This window comes from Aurantiacibacter hainanensis (genome assembly GCF_036321025.1).
Taxonomy (GTDB): Bacteria; Pseudomonadota; Alphaproteobacteria; order Sphingomonadales; family Sphingomonadaceae; genus Alteraurantiacibacter; species Alteraurantiacibacter hainanensis.
The window spans coordinates 1,486,915-1,502,726 of the sequence record NZ_JAZAPB010000002.1 but is presented as its reverse complement, the minus strand read 5'-3'; the positions used below and the strand labels follow the sequence as shown (position 1 = coordinate 1,502,726).

Annotated in this window: 16 protein-coding genes; 7 read left to right on the top strand and 9 right to left on the bottom strand. The window is 63.9% G+C overall.

Translation table 11 applies throughout. The features are described from left to right. The first annotated feature begins 13 nt into the window (after nt 1-13). A complete protein-coding gene (mazG, locus tag AAA989_RS14720; RefSeq protein ID WP_338244851.1) occupies nt 14-778 on the top strand; it encodes a nucleoside triphosphate pyrophosphohydrolase in 765 nt (254 codons plus the stop codon). Here the strand turns inward: mazG and hflX are convergent. The 7 genes from hflX to dusB form a co-directional block, all read right to left on the bottom strand. After that, nucleotides 775-2,040: a GTPase HflX gene (gene hflX / locus AAA989_RS14715; RefSeq protein ID WP_338244849.1), complete on the bottom strand. Its 1,266-nt coding sequence runs from the start codon at nt 2,038-2,040 to the stop codon at nt 775-777. The genes mazG and hflX overlap by 4 nt on opposite strands. 53 nt (nt 2,041-2,093) lie before the next feature. Next, nucleotides 2,094-2,684 (bottom strand): RNA chaperone Hfq, encoded by a 591-nt coding sequence (hfq, locus tag AAA989_RS14710; protein ID WP_338244847.1) that lies wholly within the window; start codon nt 2,682-2,684, stop codon nt 2,094-2,096. 150 nt (nt 2,685-2,834) lie between these two features. Beyond that, entirely contained in the window at nt 2,835-4,220 is a 1,386-nt protein-coding gene (gene ntrX, locus AAA989_RS14705; RefSeq protein WP_338244845.1) for a nitrogen assimilation response regulator NtrX, read from the bottom strand. Between the two features lie 20 nt (nt 4,221-4,240). Next, nucleotides 4,241-6,469 carry a sensor histidine kinase gene (locus tag AAA989_RS14700; RefSeq protein WP_338244843.1) on the bottom strand — a complete coding sequence of 743 codons (2,229 nt, stop codon included), beginning with the start codon at nt 6,467-6,469 and terminating at the stop codon, nt 4,241-4,243. Between the two features lie 57 nt (nt 6,470-6,526). Continuing rightward, on the bottom strand, nt 6,527-7,936 hold the full coding sequence (locus tag AAA989_RS14695; RefSeq protein WP_338244841.1) for a sigma-54-dependent transcriptional regulator: 1,410 nt from the start codon (nt 7,934-7,936) through the stop codon (nt 6,527-6,529). Between the two features lie 16 nt (nt 7,937-7,952). Next, complete coding sequence (locus AAA989_RS14690) at nt 7,953-9,017, bottom strand: two-component system sensor histidine kinase NtrB (protein ID WP_338244839.1); 1,065 nt, start codon at nt 9,015-9,017, stop codon at nt 7,953-7,955. Beyond that, nucleotides 9,014-10,036: a tRNA dihydrouridine synthase DusB gene (dusB, locus tag AAA989_RS14685; RefSeq protein WP_338244837.1), complete on the bottom strand. Its 1,023-nt coding sequence runs from the start codon at nt 10,034-10,036 to the stop codon at nt 9,014-9,016. Before dusB ends, AAA989_RS14690 begins: the two co-directional genes overlap by 4 nt. Nucleotides 10,037-10,116: 80 nt before the next feature. On the opposite strand from dusB, the gene AAA989_RS14680 reads away from it, so the two are divergent. Beyond that, nucleotides 10,117-11,283, top strand: coding sequence for a bifunctional 2-C-methyl-D-erythritol 4-phosphate cytidylyltransferase/2-C-methyl-D-erythritol 2,4-cyclodiphosphate synthase (locus AAA989_RS14680; RefSeq protein WP_338244835.1), 1,167 nt, complete (start codon nt 10,117-10,119; stop codon nt 11,281-11,283). Further along, the gene (locus tag AAA989_RS14675; RefSeq protein WP_338244833.1) at nt 11,280-11,777 is read left to right on the top strand and encodes a CinA family protein; all 498 of its coding nucleotides are present in this window, start codon (nt 11,280-11,282) and stop codon (nt 11,775-11,777) included. Before AAA989_RS14680 ends, AAA989_RS14675 begins: the two co-directional genes overlap by 4 nt. Here the strand turns inward: AAA989_RS14675 and AAA989_RS14670 are convergent. Next, nucleotides 11,738-12,199, bottom strand: coding sequence for a type II toxin-antitoxin system RatA family toxin (locus AAA989_RS14670; protein ID WP_338244831.1), 462 nt, complete (start codon nt 12,197-12,199; stop codon nt 11,738-11,740). The genes AAA989_RS14675 and AAA989_RS14670 overlap by 40 nt on opposite strands. Further along, a complete protein-coding gene (gene lipA / locus AAA989_RS14665; protein WP_338244829.1) occupies nt 12,199-13,158 on the bottom strand; it encodes a lipoyl synthase in 960 nt (319 codons plus the stop codon). The genes AAA989_RS14670 and lipA overlap by 1 nt, the downstream gene beginning before the upstream one ends. Before the next feature lie 95 nt (nt 13,159-13,253). Here lipA and AAA989_RS14660 point away from each other — a divergent pair, with 95 nt between their 5' ends. From AAA989_RS14660 to AAA989_RS14645, 4 genes are all read left to right on the top strand, one after another. Beyond that, on the top strand, nt 13,254-13,889 hold the full coding sequence (locus AAA989_RS14660) for a carbonic anhydrase (RefSeq protein WP_338244827.1): 636 nt from the start codon (nt 13,254-13,256) through the stop codon (nt 13,887-13,889). A 118-nt stretch (nt 13,890-14,007) separates the two neighbouring features. Next, entirely contained in the window at nt 14,008-14,322 is a 315-nt protein-coding gene (locus AAA989_RS14655; RefSeq protein WP_338244825.1) for a PilZ domain-containing protein, read from the top strand. A gap of 116 nt (nt 14,323-14,438) precedes the next feature. Further along, on the top strand, nt 14,439-14,843 hold the full coding sequence (locus tag AAA989_RS14650; protein WP_338244823.1) for a hypothetical protein: 405 nt from the start codon (nt 14,439-14,441) through the stop codon (nt 14,841-14,843). 119 nt (nt 14,844-14,962) lie between these two features. Beyond that, nucleotides 14,963-15,673, top strand: coding sequence for an NYN domain-containing protein (locus tag AAA989_RS14645; protein ID WP_338244822.1), 711 nt, complete (start codon nt 14,963-14,965; stop codon nt 15,671-15,673). Nucleotides 15,674-15,812 lie beyond the last annotated feature (139 nt).

Below are 15,812 nucleotides of genomic sequence, written 5' to 3'. Positions count from 1 at the left end.
GCACCGAGACCCCATGTCCGATCAGCTTTCCCGCCTCCTCTCGATCATGGCCCGTCTTCGCGATCCGCAGCACGGTTGCGAATGGGATGTCGCGCAGACGTTCGCGACAATCGCGCCGTACACGATCGAGGAAGCCTACGAAGTGGCCGACGCCATCGAGCGTGAGGATATGCACGACCTCCGCGGCGAACTGGGTGACCTGCTGTTGCAGGTCGTCTTCCACGCGCGGATGGCCGAGGAAGCCGGTCACTTCGATTTCGAGGACGTCGCCCGTTCCATCTCGGACAAGATGGAAGCGCGCCATCCGCACATCTTCGGCGACGAAGGCGGCGTCATGGATTCCACGCGCTGGGAAGACATCAAGGCTGCGGAACGCGTCGAAGGCGGTTCCGACAGCACGATGGACGGCGTGGCACGCGCCTTGCCGGCCTTGCTTCGCACCGAAAAGCTGCAGAAACGCGCAGCACGCGATGGGTTCGACTGGCCCGATCACGAAGGACCGGCCGCCAAGCTGGCTGAAGAGATCGCCGAACTTCGGGAAGCCGGTGACGAAGACCGCGCGGAAGAAGCCGGCGACCTGCTGTTCGCGGCGGTAAACCTGGTCCGATCATACGGTATAGGCGCGGAAGACGCGCTGAGAGCCGCCAATGCGAAATTCGAGCGGCGTTATCGTGCCATGGAGAAGCTCGCCGCGGGCGATTTCGCGCAGCGCGATCTCGATGGTCAGGAAGCCCTTTGGCAAGAAGTGAAGCGGATGGAGCGGGACGGCGACGCCTAGAGCGACTCGAACCTGCCCAATTCCTTCTCGGTCAGCCGGACCTCGATCCGCCGCATGGGGCCGCCCTCACCCTGCCCCGCATCCTTGTCCGACATCACTTCGCCGTGCGCGTGCAGCCAGGCGATGCGTGCACCGTCGGCAGCGGGAATATCCAGTGCATGCAGCCGTGCACCTTCGGTCAGCACCGCGCCGAGCCTTTCCCGCAGTGCATCGACGCCGTGGCCGGTGATCGCCGAGATCGCCACGATATCCTCGTCGTTCTCTGCGAGGGCCGACAATTCCTCGCGCGCGTCTTCGTCCAGCAGGTCCCACTTGTTCCACACTTCGATCAGCGGCACCTGATCCTCGTCGTCCTCTTCCGAAACGACGCCGAGATCGGCAAGCACCTGCAGCACCTGCTTCTTCTGAGAGGCGCTGTCCGGATTGGCGATGTCGCGCACGTGCAGCACGATGTCTGCGGCGGTCACTTCCTCCAGCGTGGCGCGGAAGGCAGCGACGAGCTGGGTCGGCAGATCGGAAATGAAACCCACCGTGTCGGACAGGATGGCCTTTTCGACGCCCGGCAGGGAAATCGCGCGCATGGTGGGATCGAGCGTGGCGAACAGCAGGTCTTCGGCCATCACGTCCGAACCGGTCATCCGGTTGAAGAGCGTGGACTTGCCTGCGTTGGTGTATCCGACCAGCGCGATGACGGGCCAGGGCGCCCTTCCCCGCCGCTTGCGATGCAATTCACGCGTCTTGCGGACCTGTTCCAGTTCGCGGCGCAGCTTGGCCATGCGGTCGCGGATCAGGCGACGGTCGGCCTCGATCTGCGTTTCGCCGGGACCACCGAGAAAGCCGTAGCCACCCCTCTGTCGCTCCAGGTGAGTCCAGCTGCGCACGAGGCGGCTGGCCTGGTAATCGAGGTGGGCCAGCTCGACCTGGAGACGACCTTCCGCCGTTGCAGCGCGTTCGCCGAAGATTTCGAGGATCAGGCCCGTGCGGTCGATGACCTTGCGGCCGATCTTCTCTTCCAGGTTGCGCTGCTGGATGGGAGACAGCGCTCCGTCCACGATGACCAGTTCGGCCTCGTGCAACTCGCAATCGCTGGCTATGCGCTGGACCTGCCCTTCCCCGAACAGCGTATTCGGGCGAACGTCGCGCACAGGGATAATGAAGGCTTCGGCAACGATGATGCCGATCGCCATCGCCAGACCCTTCGCCTCCTCCAGTCGGGCATCGGGATCATCGTCCCGGCGCTGGCTGCGTATGTCTGGGCACACCACTAGGGCCCGCGCACCGCGGGTGACTTCGCCTTCGATATCATCGTCAACTATCAGTCGTCGTCGCCTTCATCGCCATCCTCGCCCAGATCCTCGTCGGTCAGGTCTACGGGCCTGTCCGGCTGGATCGTGGACACGGCATGCTTGTAGGCTAGCTGGACGTATCCGTCACGTTCGAGCAGCATGCAGAACAGATCGAAGCTGGCGATGCGTCCCTGGAGCATCACTCCGTTTACCAGGAACATCGTCACCTGCACTCCGGCGTCGCGGACGCGAGTGAGGAATATGTCCTGCAGCAGGCGCATCTTGCGCGCGCCGTCCGGGCCGCCGCCGAATTGTTCGGCATCGACCGGCTGCCCCGGCATGATGGTGGAAATGGCGTGCTTGTAGACCAGTTGCGACTGGCCATCGCGCCGCAACAGGATGGAAAAATTGTCGAACCAGGTAACAATGCCCTGAAGCTTCACGCCTTTTACCAGGAACATGGTGACAGGGGTCTTTTCGCGCCGGAGGTGGTTCAGGAATACATCCTGAAGATTGCCGGTCTTGTGGTTGCCGCCCTTCGCGCCGCTGGGCGGCTTCGCGCCGGGCTCCTCCGGGGGCGGTGCGGGCTTTGATCGGGGGGAAAGCGTACCCTTGGCCACTCTTCTGACTCCATCATTCTTGGCGGGACTGGCCCGCAATCTGGCGGCGTCCCGTGTCAGGCACGAGACTCACCGAGCGCAACATTGTGCGATGCAGCGTATATTCAGAAACCCGCCCGGAGCAAATAGTTCCGTAGATGGACTTAAGTCCTAGTCGCTGTCGTCGTCGTTGTTCCGCTCGTTCATGCCAAGCAGTTTCAACTTCCGGTGGAGCGCCGAACGTTCCATGCCGATAAAACCGGCGGTTTTCGAAATATTGCCGGAGAAGCGACGGATCTGGATACGCAGGTATTCGCGCTCGAAACTTTCGCGCGCTTCGCGCAGCGGAACGCCCATCAAGGACGAGATCCCGCCACCATTTTCCGAAGATCCCCCGGTGATTTCCGACGGCAGCATGTCCGGCGTGATCGTCTCGAAATCCTCGCGCGGGGCGAGGATAACCGTGCGTTCGATGACATTGCGCAGCTGGCGGACGTTGCCCGGCCAATCGTAGGCCTGCATCGCGGCAACGGCCTCGGGCGCGATGGTGGGCGGTTCCAGGCCCTGTTCGCGGGCGTATCGCGTGAAGAAATGATCGGCCAGGGCGGGAATATCGTCACGCCGGTCCGCGAGAGGCGGTATCTCGATGGGGACGACGTTCAGACGGTAGAACAGGTCCTCGCGGAACCGCTTTTCCTCGATTTCCTTGAGCAGGTCCCGCGCGGTGGAGGACACGACGCGAACATCCACACCGACCTGGCGGTTGCCGCCGACGCGCACGAAGCTCTGGTCTGTCAGCACGCGCAGGATGCGGGCCTGGGTGCTTTCGGGCATGTCTGCCACCTCGTCGAGGTAGAGCGTGCCGCCGTCGGCCAGTTCCAGCAGACCCGCGCGCACCAGCTTGCCCTCCGCTTCCTCGCCAAACAGTTCGTGTTCGAAACGCTCGGGCGTGATGCGTGCGGAATTGACGGTTACGAATGCCTTGTCGGCGCGCGGGCTCCAGGCGTGCAGCAGGCGAGCCGCCACTTCCTTGCCGGCACCGGCTGGGCCGCTCACCAGCACGCGGCTGCCCGTGTTGGAGACACGCTTCAGCGTTGCGCGCACCGTGTTGATGACGCTGGAGTTGCCGGTGAACTCGTCGGGAGAAGCCATGCCCTCGCGCAGCCGTTCGTTCTCGCGGCGCAGACGCTGGGTCTCGGTCGCGCGCTCCACCAGATGCAGCAGCTTTTCGGCTTCGAAGGGCTTCTCGATGAAATCCATCGCCCCGCGGCTGACGGCGGAAACGGCGGTATCCACGTTGCCGTGACCGGAAAAGATGATGACCGGCAGACCGGGCTCGCGCGCCTTGATCGCATCGAGCACCTCGAGCCCGTCCATGGGGCTGCCGTGCAGCCAGACGTCCAGCAGCACCAGGCTGGGACGGCGTTCGTCGATCATAGCCAGCGCGCGATCGCTGTCGCCCGCGGTTCGGCAGTCGTAACCTTCGTCGCTCAGGACGCCGGCGACGAGATTGCGAATGTCGCGTTCGTCGTCGACCACTAGGATATCGAGTGCCATTCAGTGCTCTCCTGCAAAATTCATTCGGCGGCCTCGCTGCTTTCCGCCGGCCTGTCGGGATGGATCGCGAAACGCAGCGTGGCGCGCGTCCCCCCTCCCGGCAGCGATGCGAATTCGAGGTCGCCCGCGTGCTCCTCGACGATCTTCTTCACGATCGCGAGGCCCAGGCCCGTGCCCTTCTCACGCGTGGTGACATAGGGTTCGATCACGTTTTCCCCGCCTTGCGGCAGTCCCACGCCATTGTCGCTCACCGCGATTTCGATGTGCTCGTCCAGCAGCGTCATCGATACGTCGATCCGGCCGCGCCAGTCGGCCGGGGCATCCGCGATGCGGGCGTCAACGGCTTCGGCGGCGTTCTTCAGCACGTTGGTCATGGCCTGGCCAACCTGGTGCCGGTCACATTCCACAGTCGGAATGTCCTTGTCGGCGGTGAACCCGTAGGTGATCTCCGGGTGGGCGACCTCCTGCAGGAACAACGCCTGTCGCACAAGGTCCACCGCATCCTCGCTACGGAAAACGGGCTTGGGCAACCGCGCGAAGCTGGAGAACTCGTCCACCATCTTGCGCAGGTCTCCCACCTGGCGGATGATCGTGCCGGTCAATTCGTCGAAGAGATCGACGTCCTGCTGGATCTGCTTCGAATAGCGGCGCTTGAGCCGCTCCGTCGCCAGCTGGATGGGGGTGAGCGGGTTCTTGATCTCGTGAGCGATGCGCCGCGCCACGTCCGACCATGCCGCCTGCCGCTGGTCGAGAAGCTGGCGGGTGATGTCCTCGAAGGTGATCACGTGGCCTCCGGTGGCCGGGGCCAGTTGCACGGCCAGCGTCAGCAGTTCGCCGGAACGGCTGATCTGGATGATCTCGCTCTTCGCGCCTTGCTCCACCAGTTCCGCCAGCTGCGGTGCGACGTCCTCCAGCGGCATGTCGACGGGCACCGGACCTTCGTGATCCAGCAGCAGGCGCTGGGCTGAGCTGTTCATCAGCAGGATCCGTCCATCGGCGTCGACCGAGACGATACCCGCCGTGATCGATTGCAGCACGGCCTCGATGAAGGCGCGGCGCTCTGCCAGCTGGTGGTTGGCGCCAAGCAAGGCATCGGTCTGCCGCTCGATCTGCGCGGACATGCGGTTGAAGGCGCGATTGAGCAGGCCGATCTCGTCCTGCCCCGTGCGTCCCGCAACGCGCATGGCATAGTTGCCCGCGCCGATTTCCTGCGCCGCATCGGCCAGTTCCGCGAGCGGTTTCACCTGCCTGTCGGCGAAGCGCAGCGCGGCCCACACCGCCAGCGCGACGAGGGCCAGGGAGACGCCGAACAGAGCGAAATTGAACTGCAGCTGCAGCACGCGCGCCTGCTCGGTCAGTTCCTCGTAGGTTTCCACCACGTTCTGGGCGCGGCGGTATTGCGACAGGGCCTCCGCGTCGGAATCGCGCGATCCGTACAGGTAGATGCCAAGTTCCGCATTAAGCGGGACAACCGCCTCTGTGCGCTCCTCCGTGGCCTGGACGATCACCGATTCTCCGGCGCGCAACATGGCGAGCCCTTCCTCGGTGATACGTTGGCGCTCCGCGTCCTCGTCGGGGTCGACGATGGCGATTGTCCGCAACCCGCCGTCGGGCGCCTCCTGGAGAATCGCGCTTTCGCTCAACTCGCGTCCGTAGACCTGCAGAAAATACTGATCCACGAACTCGGGGCTGTTGATGGCCATGCTCTGAAGGAAGAACCGCAGGTCGATTGCCATGGCGAGGGTGTTATCGGCCACGAAACGCTGGTTCTCGTCATAATAGTTGCGCGCCAGTTCGTTGGCGTTGTCCAGCAGTCCGCGCGAATCGTCGCTGAACCAGAATTGCACGCCCGACTGGAACAGGATGGAGGCGAACACCGCCACGAACAGCGTGGGAATGGCTGCCAGCAGCGAGAAGAAGAACACGAGGTTGACGTGCAGGCGCCCGGTGGTGCCCCCTGCCCTGCGCTTGGCGATACGGCGGCCCCACAGCACTATCAGGCCGAGCGCGGGCAGCAGGGTTCCCACGAGCAGGGCGGCGGCCTGCCAGCTCGGTACCGGATCGCCTTCGTCGGGGCGTCCGGCGAGGGAGAGCCAGACGGTTACCAGCATCACCGCCAGCGCGCCGTAACAGATGATTTCCAGCCACAGGAAGAGGTTGAGCCGACGCGAAGCCACAGCCGCCCTGCGCAGCCAGCGCGAGCGTTTGTGGGCGTTTTCCGCGGATTCGGGGTGTGGCTCTTCCGTCACGTTGCAGGGTTACAACAACGCTGTTGCAGCTTTGCAAGTTAAAAGCGGTGTATTCAATCAGGCGCGCGAGAAACTATCCGGATCGATGTCCAGCTCGGACAGCCGCTTGCGCAATGTGTTGCGATTTATGCCCAGCAACTGGGCGGCTTTCAGCTGGTTTCCGGCCGTCCTGGAAAGGGCGTGCCGGAAGATCGGACGCTCGAGTTCGGCGAGGGCCTGGTGATAGATTTCGCCTTCCGCAAAGTCCTCCCGCTCCAGCCACTGGTACACTGCATCTCCGATATCCTGTCCGGCCTTCTCCGACGCGCCGCCCGATGCCCTGTCGAGCAGCGAGCGGACCGTCTCGGCATCGATGACATCCTCGCGAGAGAGCAAGGCGGCACGGTAGATGAGGTTCTGCAGCTCGCGAACGTTTCCGCGCCAGGGCTGCTTTGCAAGCAGTGCCGCGGCATCCTTGCCCAGCGAGCGCTTCGGCAAGCCTTCGGTGGCTGCGCGGGAAAGGAAATGCAGGGCCAGGGGCGCCACGTCGTCAGCCCTGTCGCGCAGGGGTGGCAGCACGATGGGCACGACGTTCAACCGGTAATACAGGTCTTCGCGAAAGCTGCCCTTGGCGATCAGGGGCAGCAGGTCCCGGTTCGTTGCCGCGACGATGCGGACATCGACGGCGATTTCCTCGCTTCCCCCCACCCTGCGGATGCGGCCCGATTGCAGCGCGCGCAGCAGGCGCGTCTGGGCCTCCGCCGGCATGTCGCCGATTTCGTCGAGAAACAGAGTGCCGCCATGCGCCTGTTCGAACTTGCCGATATTGCGCGCCGTCGCGCCCGTGAACGCGCCCTTTTCGTGGCCGAAGAGTTCGCTCTCGATCAGTTCGCGCGGGATGGCGGCGGTATTGACCGGCACGAACGGCCCCTTCTTGCGCGCGCCGAGTTCGTGGATCGCCTCTGCCACCAGTTCCTTGCCGGTGCCGCTTTCGCCCAGCACCAGCACGGTCAGATCGTTGTGCAGAACGCGGGTAATCAGCCGGTAGACTTCCTGCATCGGCTGACTGCGACCGATCAGCGGCAAACCTTCGCCCGGATCCTCGGCACCCGTCATGCCTGTCTGGCGACTTGCCACAGCCTGCCGCGTGGCCCGCACCAGATCGTCCAGGTCGAATGGCTTGGGAAAGTATTCGAACGCTCCGCGATCCGTCGCACGCACGGCGGTATCGAGGGTATTCTGCGCCGAGAGGATGATGACGGGCATGTCGGGATAGGCCTCGCGCACTTCGCCCAGAGACTCGATCCCGTCCCCGTCCCGCAGGATCACATCGGTCAGCATCACGTCGTAACCGGCCTGCTCCAGCGCGGTGTCGCGACCTGCGACGGTGTCCGAGGTGTCGACCGTAAAGCCTTCATCTTCCAGCGCGGCGCGAATCACAGTCGCGATGGAATTGTCGTCCTCCACGAGCAAGGCACGATGGGCCATGCTTCTCCCCTTCCCTTCAGCGAGCCATCGGCAGGTGGATACGGAAATGCGTCCATCCTCCCGACTCGTCGCGTTCATGACTTACGCGGCCATCCATGTCGCGCACCAGTTTCTGCACCAGCGCCAGGCCCAGGCCCTGGCCGTTGGTCTTGCTGGTGACGAACGGCTCGAAAATATCGTCCTGGATCGATGGATCGATGCCCGGCCCGTTGTCGCTTACCTGGATTTCGATCGGCAGTTTCACCGGGCGACCGAGCCGGAACACGTTCATCACGATACCGCTGGCAAACCGGGTGCGCACGGTGATCCGCGGAGCGACGGTATCGCTGCAGGCATCGCGGGCATTGGCCATCAGGTTCACCAGCACCTGCACCAGCGCCCCCTCGTTGGCCAGCACCGGAGGGAGGGAGGGATCGAATTCCTCGCGCCAGGCAACGCTGGAATCGCTAGTGATCCGCACCGTCTCGTAAGCGCGGTGAATGGCCTCGTGCAGGTTGATCGGCACGATCGGTTCCGCCCTTTCGCGGCCCAGACGCTGCATGCGATCGATAAGCTGGGCGATACGGTCGACTTCGTCGGCAATCAGGTCGGTCAGGGGCTTCTCGTTTTCCCCGACCTTTCGCCCAAGCAGTTGTGCTGCTCCGCGAATGGCCGCCAGCGGGTTCTTTATCTCGTGAGCGAGCACGGCCGGACCGCGCAGCTGGCCACGGCGTTCCTGGCCCTCGAAACGCTCCCCCTGGCTGGCATCGGAAAGCGTGGCAACGCGCCATCCGGGATTGCTCGAGAGCGTGGATATCGTGACGTTGAGCCGCAGGTCCTTGTCCGCAACTTTCGCATCAACGCCGCGCGCCACCAGTTGCGTCTCGTTGTCTCGCAGGCGATCGACCAGTCCGGGCTGATGAAACGAGAGGATGTCGAGGAAGGATTTTCCCTTCATCCTGCGCCAGCTGATTCCCAGGAGGCTTTCCGCAGCGGGGTTCGCCTGCCGGATGACATGATCCGGCGAAAGCAGCAGCATGCCGAAAGCCAGCCCGTTGATCTGTTCGCCTGCGGTCGGCAGCGCGGGCCTTTCCTCGCTCACGCGGCCCGGCGCCTCAGGAACGGCTCGTAGAAACGCTCCAGCTCACCGCGCACCTGTGCAGGATCGTCGATGAAGTTCACCTTGTTGCGGAAGTCGGCACTGCCGTGCATCCCCTTGGTGTACCAGCCCAGGTGCTTGCGCGCGATCTTCACGCCCACATCCTCCCCGTAATGGGCCAGCATGGCGTCGTAGTGTTCGGTGACGGTGTCGTACTGTTCGTCGAACGTGGGATTGTCGAGGCTTTCCCCGGTACGCCACCAGTGCATCACCTGTCCCAGCAGCCACGGCTTGCCATAGGCGCCTCGCCCGATCATCAGGCCATCGGCTCCCGACTGCTCCAGCGCCTTCGCGGCATCGTCGATGGAGCAGATATCGCCGTTCACGATCACCGGGATGGAGACCGCGTCCTTCACCTTGCGGATGAAGGACCAGTCGGCGCTGCCCTTGTACATCTGGTTGCGCGTGCGGCCGTGAACCGTGATCATCTTCACGCCCAGGTCTTGCGCGATGCGGCTGAGTTCGGGGGCGTTCAGGCTGGCGTGGTCCCAGCCCATGCGCATCTTCACGGTAACCGGAACCGAAACGGCCTTTACCGTCGCTTCCATCAATTTCGTCGCCAGGCCGACCTCGCGCATCAATGCCGATCCGGCCAGCTGGCCCACGACCTTGCGCACCGGACAGCCGAAGTTGATGTCGATCACCGCCGCGCCGTTGCCTTCCTGCAGCTTGGCCGCCTCCGCCATGGAATGGGGATCGCAGCCTACAAGCTGCATGGAGACGGGATCCTCTATCGGTGCCCAGGCGGCTTTCTGGATCGACTGCCGCGATTCGCGGATGGCGGCTTCGCTGGCGATCATTTCCGTGACGTTCAGGCCGGACCCGTAGCGGCGCACCAGGGTACGAAACGGCAGGTCCGTCACGCCCGTCATCGGCGCGAGCACGACGGGGCAATCGATCCGCACGGGGCCGATATCGATGGGCGTGATCGCCGGTGGGGTGGGCAGTCCGGAAGTGGTCATGAGATTACGTGCCTAAAATATGGGCACGCGCATAGTGGATTGCGAGGGGCGGCTCAAGCCGCTAGCGCGCGGGTCGCGATATGGAAGCGACGCCCCCCTCTCCCGCAGATGACCTGGCAGCGGTCATCGTCGCCGCCGGCAAGGGAGTGCGCGCGGGACAGTCCGTGCCCAAGCAGTTCGCGTCGTATCGCGGGTCGACAGTGCTTCGCCATGCCGTGGAATCACTAATTCGCGCAGGAGTCGAAAGGTTTGCCGTCGCCATCCCAGAAGGTGCGGATTCGCTGGCGCAGGAGTGTCTCGCCGGACTGGATAATGTGATCCTGCTGACGGGCGGAGTGTCCCGGCAGGAAAGCGTTGCCCTGGCGCTTCAAAAGCTTGCCGGGCACGCTCCGCAATCGGTCCTCATCCACGATGCGGCAAGGCCCGACTGTCCGCCCGAGGTGGTAGCTCGTCTTGCTTCTGCCCTGAGGGATCATCCCGGCGCGATCCCGGTCTTGCCCGTCGTAGATTCCATAGTTGTTGCCGACGGTAACCTGATGGCCGCGGATGCCCGGCGCGAAACGCTGCGACGGGTGCAGACGCCGCAGGCCTTTCGCTTTGCCGATGTGCTGGCCGCCCACCGCAGCTGGCAGGGCGAGGCGACCGCGGGAGACGATGCCCAGGTTCTGCGCGCGGCCGGGGGCGATGTGGCCCTTGTCGCGGGGGACGAGCGACTGCGCAAACTCACATTCGCGGAGGATTTCATGACCGACGCTCCCCTTTCTTCGCCCGTGCGCGTTGGCACCGGCTACGACGTCCACCGGCTTGCCGCAGGAGAGGACCTGTGGCTCTGCGGCATCCAGATCGCGCACGAGAAGGGCCTTGCGGGTCACTCCGACGCCGACGTGGGCCTGCACGCCGTGGTCGATGCCATTCTCGGGGCCGTGGCGGCGGGCGATATCGGCCAGCACTTCCCGCCCAGCGATCCGCAATGGCGGGGCGCGCCCTCCTCGCGGTTCGTGGAACATGCAGTCCATCTCGCGGCGGAAGCAGGCTACGCCGTGGGCAATGTCGACCTGACGCTGATCTGCGAGGCGCCCAAGATCGGCCCCCACCGCGATGCCATGCGCGAACGGCTGGCGGAACTGCTGGGGGTGGCCGTGGGTTCGGTCAGCGTGAAGGCAACAACAACAGAGAAGCTCGGCTACACAGGCCGCGGCGAAGGTATCGCCGCGCAAGCCGTTGCAACGATGGTGGCACGCGCATGACCGACGCCCTTCTTCCCGACGATATCGTGAACTTGGCCCGCCGCGTGGTGGAGGAAAACATCGCGGCCGGCCGCACGATCGTGCTGGCGGAAAGCTGCACCGGCGGCCTCGTGGCAGCCGCGATCACCGAGATACCCGGCAGCTCCGCCGTTCTGGACCGCAGCTTCGTCACCTATTCGAACGAAGCCAAGCAGGGCGACCTGGGAGTGGAAACCGACATCATCGACGCGTTCGGCGCGGTATCGGTGGCCTGCGTCTACGCCATGGCCCGCGGCGCGCTGGAGCGCAGCGGCGCGGATGTCGCGGTTGCGATCAGTGGCATCGCCGGTCCCGGAGGCGGCGGCGAGGACAAGCCGGTCGGTACGGTCGTCTTCGCAAAGCTGGAGAAGGGGCAGGAACAGCCCGAGGCCGAGCAGCGCCTGTTCGAGGATACCGGCCGTTCCGGCGTGCGTTCTCAGGCTACGCTTTGCGCGCTCGAACTGTTGCTGCCGTAGAGTTCTTCCGCCCGCGTTTCGAACGCGGCGACCATCTTGCGGAAGGCGCGGTCGATATACTGGCCCGCCAGCGTTTCGAACATGATGTTCTTGAAGCTGAAATCGACGCAGAAGTCGATCTCGCAGCAATTCTCGCCGCAGTCGCGGAAGGTCCAGTTGTTATCCAGGTCGCGCAGCGGACCGTCGATGTAGTGGACGTTGATGGTGTTGGGTCGATCCTTCACCACCTTCGACGTGAACTTCTCGCGCAGGGCCTTGAACCCCACCAGCATGTCCGCCGTCATTTCGGTATCGCTGTCCCTGCGCACGCGCGTGGCGACAACCCAGGGCAGGAACTCGGGATACCTGTCGACATCGGCCACCAGGTCGAACATCTGCTCCGCCGTGTAGGGCAGCTTGTGCGTTTCGCGGATGGTAGGCATCAGGCGCCCTTCCCTTCCTTCGCCTGCTGCTTTGCCAGTTTCGCTTCGCGCGCGGCACGCATCTCGGCGAAATCGTCGCCCGCGTGATAGCTGGAACGGGTCAGCGGGCTGGCGGCAACCTGAAGGAACCCCTTGGCCCGAGCGATGGAGCCGAAGGCATCAAAGGCCTTGGGCGTCACGAAATCCTCGACCTTGGCGTGCTTCGGCGTGGGCTGGAGATACTGGCCCATGGTGATGAAATCGACATCGGCGCTGCGCATGTCGTCCATCACCTGGTGCACTTCCAGGCGCTGCTCGCCCAGTCCCAGCATGATCCCGGACTTCGTGAAGATCAGCGGATCATGGCTCTTCACCTCTTCCAGCAGCCGCAGCGAGGCATAGTAGCGCGCGCCGGGGCGGATGGTGGGATAGAGGCGCGGAACGGTTTCCAGGTTGTGGTTGAACACGTCCGGTCCGGCCTCGCAGATCGCTTCGATCGCGGGGCGCATCTTCCCGCGGAAGTCGGGCGTGAGAATCTCGATGGTCGTGTCGGGCGTCTCGCGACGCAGGGCCTGGATCACCTTCACGAACTGCCCTGCCCCGCCATCCGGCAGGTCGTCCCGGTCGACGCTGGTGATGACGATGTGCTCAAGCCCCATCTTCGCCGCGGCGATGGCCGTATTCTCCGGCTCCATCGGATCGACCATGCGGGGCATGCCGGTCTTCACATTGCAGAAGGCGCAAGCGCGCGTGCACACGTCGCCAAGGATCATTACCGTGGCGTGCTTCTTGCTCCAGCATTCGCCGATGTTGGGACAGGCCGCTTCCTCGCAAACGGTATTCAGGCCGAGGTCGCGCATCATCTTGCGCGTTTCGTGATAGCCCTTGCTGACGGGGGCCTTCACGCGGATCCAGTCCGGCTTGCGCTGGCGAGCCGGGCGATCACCTTCGGGAGCGGGTGCGGAGGAAAGGTCGTTCATTACGCGGTCCACTTAGGAGCCTGCCCCCTTGGGAGCAACCCGCTTGCGCATGCTACCCCTTGTCGAATCCGATTTTTCGCGGCAGCGGTGCATTCATGAAAAGCTTTGACGAGATGATCGAGGGCTATGCCCGTTTCCGCAGCGGCGATTGGCGGGTGCAGCATGACCGCTGGGCACAGCTGAGGGAAGGCCAGTCGCCCCAGGTAATGGTGATCGCCTGTTCCGACAGCCGCGTGGACCCGGCGCAGATCTTCGATGTGTCGCCCGGCGAGATTTTCGTCGTGCGCAACGTCGCCGCGCTGGTGCCGCCATTCGAAACCACGCCCGGCCAGCACGGCGTATCGGCGGCGCTGGAATTCGCGGTGCAGTTCCTCAAGGTGAAATCGGTCGTGGTGATGGGCCACGGCATGTGCGGCGGCTGCCAGGCCGCGCTGACGCAGGACCTGCATGGCAACCCCTTGGGCGAAGGCGGCTTCGTCGCCAACTGGATCGACATGCTGGACGAGGTGCGCGAACCCATCGCCGAAAAGCTCGGCACCAAGGGCCGCGAGGCGGAACGGGCGATGGAATTGGCGGCCGTGAAGGTGAGCCTGGCCAACCTGCGCACTTTCCCCTGCATCCAGGAAAAAGAACCCAAGGGCGAAGTCACCCTGCGCGGAGCCTACTTCGCGATTTCCGACGGGATCCTGCACCTGCTGGACGAGACGACCGGCGAATTCCGTAAGGCCTGAAAGCCCGGATCCGCAATCCCGAAATAAACAAATGATAGTATAAAGCGAATATTTTACAGGTGTTTACTTAGGTGATACCCCGACGTTTCCATATCAGGAAATCTCGGGGGGTCGCACCATGGAGAACACGGTCGGGCGGCGAAAAGAGCAGCGCCGATACCTGGGAATTCCCGGCAGGATACGCACCGGCAGCGGCAAGCCGCTTCAGGTGATGATCTCGGACTTCTCCGAACACGGTTGCTCCTTTTCCTCGGACTCGCCCTGGTTCACGCGAAACCTGTGGGTCACGATATCGCTCGGCGAGATCGGCCCGATCGCCGCTCAGGTCCGCTGGGTGAACGACCGCCAGGTGGGGCTGGAATTCAAGCGCGCCCTCTACGGACCGGTGTTCGACAGGATGGTTGCGCAGCACCGCGCACGCGCCTCCGCCTGAGGAGCGGGAATTGATCGTGCGCGCGATGTCTGGCGGGCATCGAACCGCAACCACGGCGATGCTTTTCGCTTTCAATGGGTGTATGGTGGTTCGCGGGAAAGAGAGAGGAGGATGGTATGCGTTCTATCGTCACGCTCTTCGCCGCGACTCTGGTGATCTCTTGTGCCGAAGAACCGGAAACTGAGGTCGATGAGCCTGCCGACGTAGCGGCAACGACTGCGAATGGATCTCCGCCTGGAACATACTATGTCGCCGCAGACGATGGCACGGCATCGCTGGTCACCCTGCACGCGGATGGAACCTATTCGCAGATCACGCCGGAAGGAACCTACCCCGCACAAGGAACTTTCGAAGTTGTCGATGGCAAGACCTGCTTCAAGGTTCGCCAAGTCGGCGCCGAGACGCTCTGCTATACGGAGACCCAGCGCGCTGCGGACGGTTCCTACACGGCAACCCCCGATGGAGGCGAGGCACTCACGGTCACGCCCTATTCGGCCGGGGACGTCAGCCTGCCGGAGTGACATAGCGCCTGCGCCAATGGCGATCCGTTCACGGGGCCTGCCCCGGGCCTCCATGTTCGCTTGCGCCCTGGGAATGACATTGCTTGCCTTCAATCGCCCTCCCCGCCATGTAGCGGCGCATGCCTGAAGCAGAACTCAAGAACATCGCCCTGCTGATAGATGCGGACAACGCCAGCCACGCGGGCATCGACCCAGTGCTGACCGTGCTGGCCGAGCTGGGCCAGGTGAATATCCGTCGCGCCTATGGCAACTGGGCCAAGCCTGCCCTTGCCAACTGGAACAAGATCACGCACCGGTTCGGCCTCCAGCCGATGCAGCAGTTCGACCTGACCAAGGGCAAGAACGCGACGGACATTGCCATGGCCATCGACGCCATCGACCTGCTGAATGCAGGCAAGGTGGACGGCTTTGGCATCATGAGCAGCGACAGCGATTTCACGCCGCTCGTCACGCGCCTGCGCCAGGATGGCATGATCGTCTACGGCTTCGGTGCCGACAAGGCCCCGGAAGCCTTCAAGTCGGCCTGCACGCGCTACATCGATGTCGACAAGCTGATCCGTACGAACTCATCCGACGAGAGGAATGGCGGCGCGGCGCATCTCGACAAGGATCTCATTGACCTGCTGGGCGACGCCTGGCGCGCTTCGAGCCGCGACGATGAAGGCTTTGCCCGGCTGCACGAGGTCGGTCAGATCGCCGGCAACCGTTCCAGTTTCGACGTTCGCAACCACGGGTTCAAGCGCCTTTCCGACCTGATGCGAGCGGCGAGCGACAACTTCAAGATGGAACGCCGCGACGACAACCAGCTCTACGTGAAGCGGCTGCGCTAGGGGGCCAGGCGCCCCGCTCCCCCTCGCTTTCCTACATCGCGTTGCGGCCGCCATGCGCCCTGCATGCGAACAGTTGCGCCCTCGTCTCCCATGCTGCCTCCAACGGCGGTTATCGCGTGTTTTCCCGCCGTTCCGGATG

Bases quoted from the DNA above. Each gene is read 5' to 3' on its own strand.
- mazG (WP_338244851.1), top strand. From the start codon at position 14: ATGTCCGATCAGCTTTCCCGCCTCCTCTCGATCATGGCCCGTCTTCGC.
- ntrX (WP_338244845.1), bottom strand. From the start codon at position 4,220: ATGGCACTCGATATCCTAGTGGTCGACGACGAACGCGACATTCGCAAT.
- AAA989_RS14695 (WP_338244841.1), bottom strand. From the start codon at position 7,936: ATGGCCCATCGTGCCTTGCTCGTGGAGGACGACAATTCCATCGCGACT.
- dusB (WP_338244837.1), bottom strand. From the start codon at position 10,036: ATGACCACTTCCGGACTGCCCACCCCACCGGCGATCACGCCCATCGAT.
- AAA989_RS14680 (WP_338244835.1), top strand. From the start codon at position 10,117: ATGGAAGCGACGCCCCCCTCTCCCGCAGATGACCTGGCAGCGGTCATC.
- AAA989_RS14675 (WP_338244833.1), top strand. From the start codon at position 11,280: ATGACCGACGCCCTTCTTCCCGACGATATCGTGAACTTGGCCCGCCGC.
- AAA989_RS14670 (WP_338244831.1), bottom strand. From the start codon at position 12,199: ATGCCTACCATCCGCGAAACGCACAAGCTGCCCTACACGGCGGAGCAG.
- lipA (WP_338244829.1), bottom strand. From the start codon at position 13,158: ATGAACGACCTTTCCTCCGCACCCGCTCCCGAAGGTGATCGCCCGGCT.
- AAA989_RS14660 (WP_338244827.1), top strand. From the start codon at position 13,254: ATGAAAAGCTTTGACGAGATGATCGAGGGCTATGCCCGTTTCCGCAGC.
- AAA989_RS14655 (WP_338244825.1), top strand. From the start codon at position 14,008: ATGGAGAACACGGTCGGGCGGCGAAAAGAGCAGCGCCGATACCTGGGA.
- AAA989_RS14650 (WP_338244823.1), top strand. From the start codon at position 14,439: ATGCGTTCTATCGTCACGCTCTTCGCCGCGACTCTGGTGATCTCTTGT.
- AAA989_RS14645 (WP_338244822.1), top strand. From the start codon at position 14,963: ATGCCTGAAGCAGAACTCAAGAACATCGCCCTGCTGATAGATGCGGAC.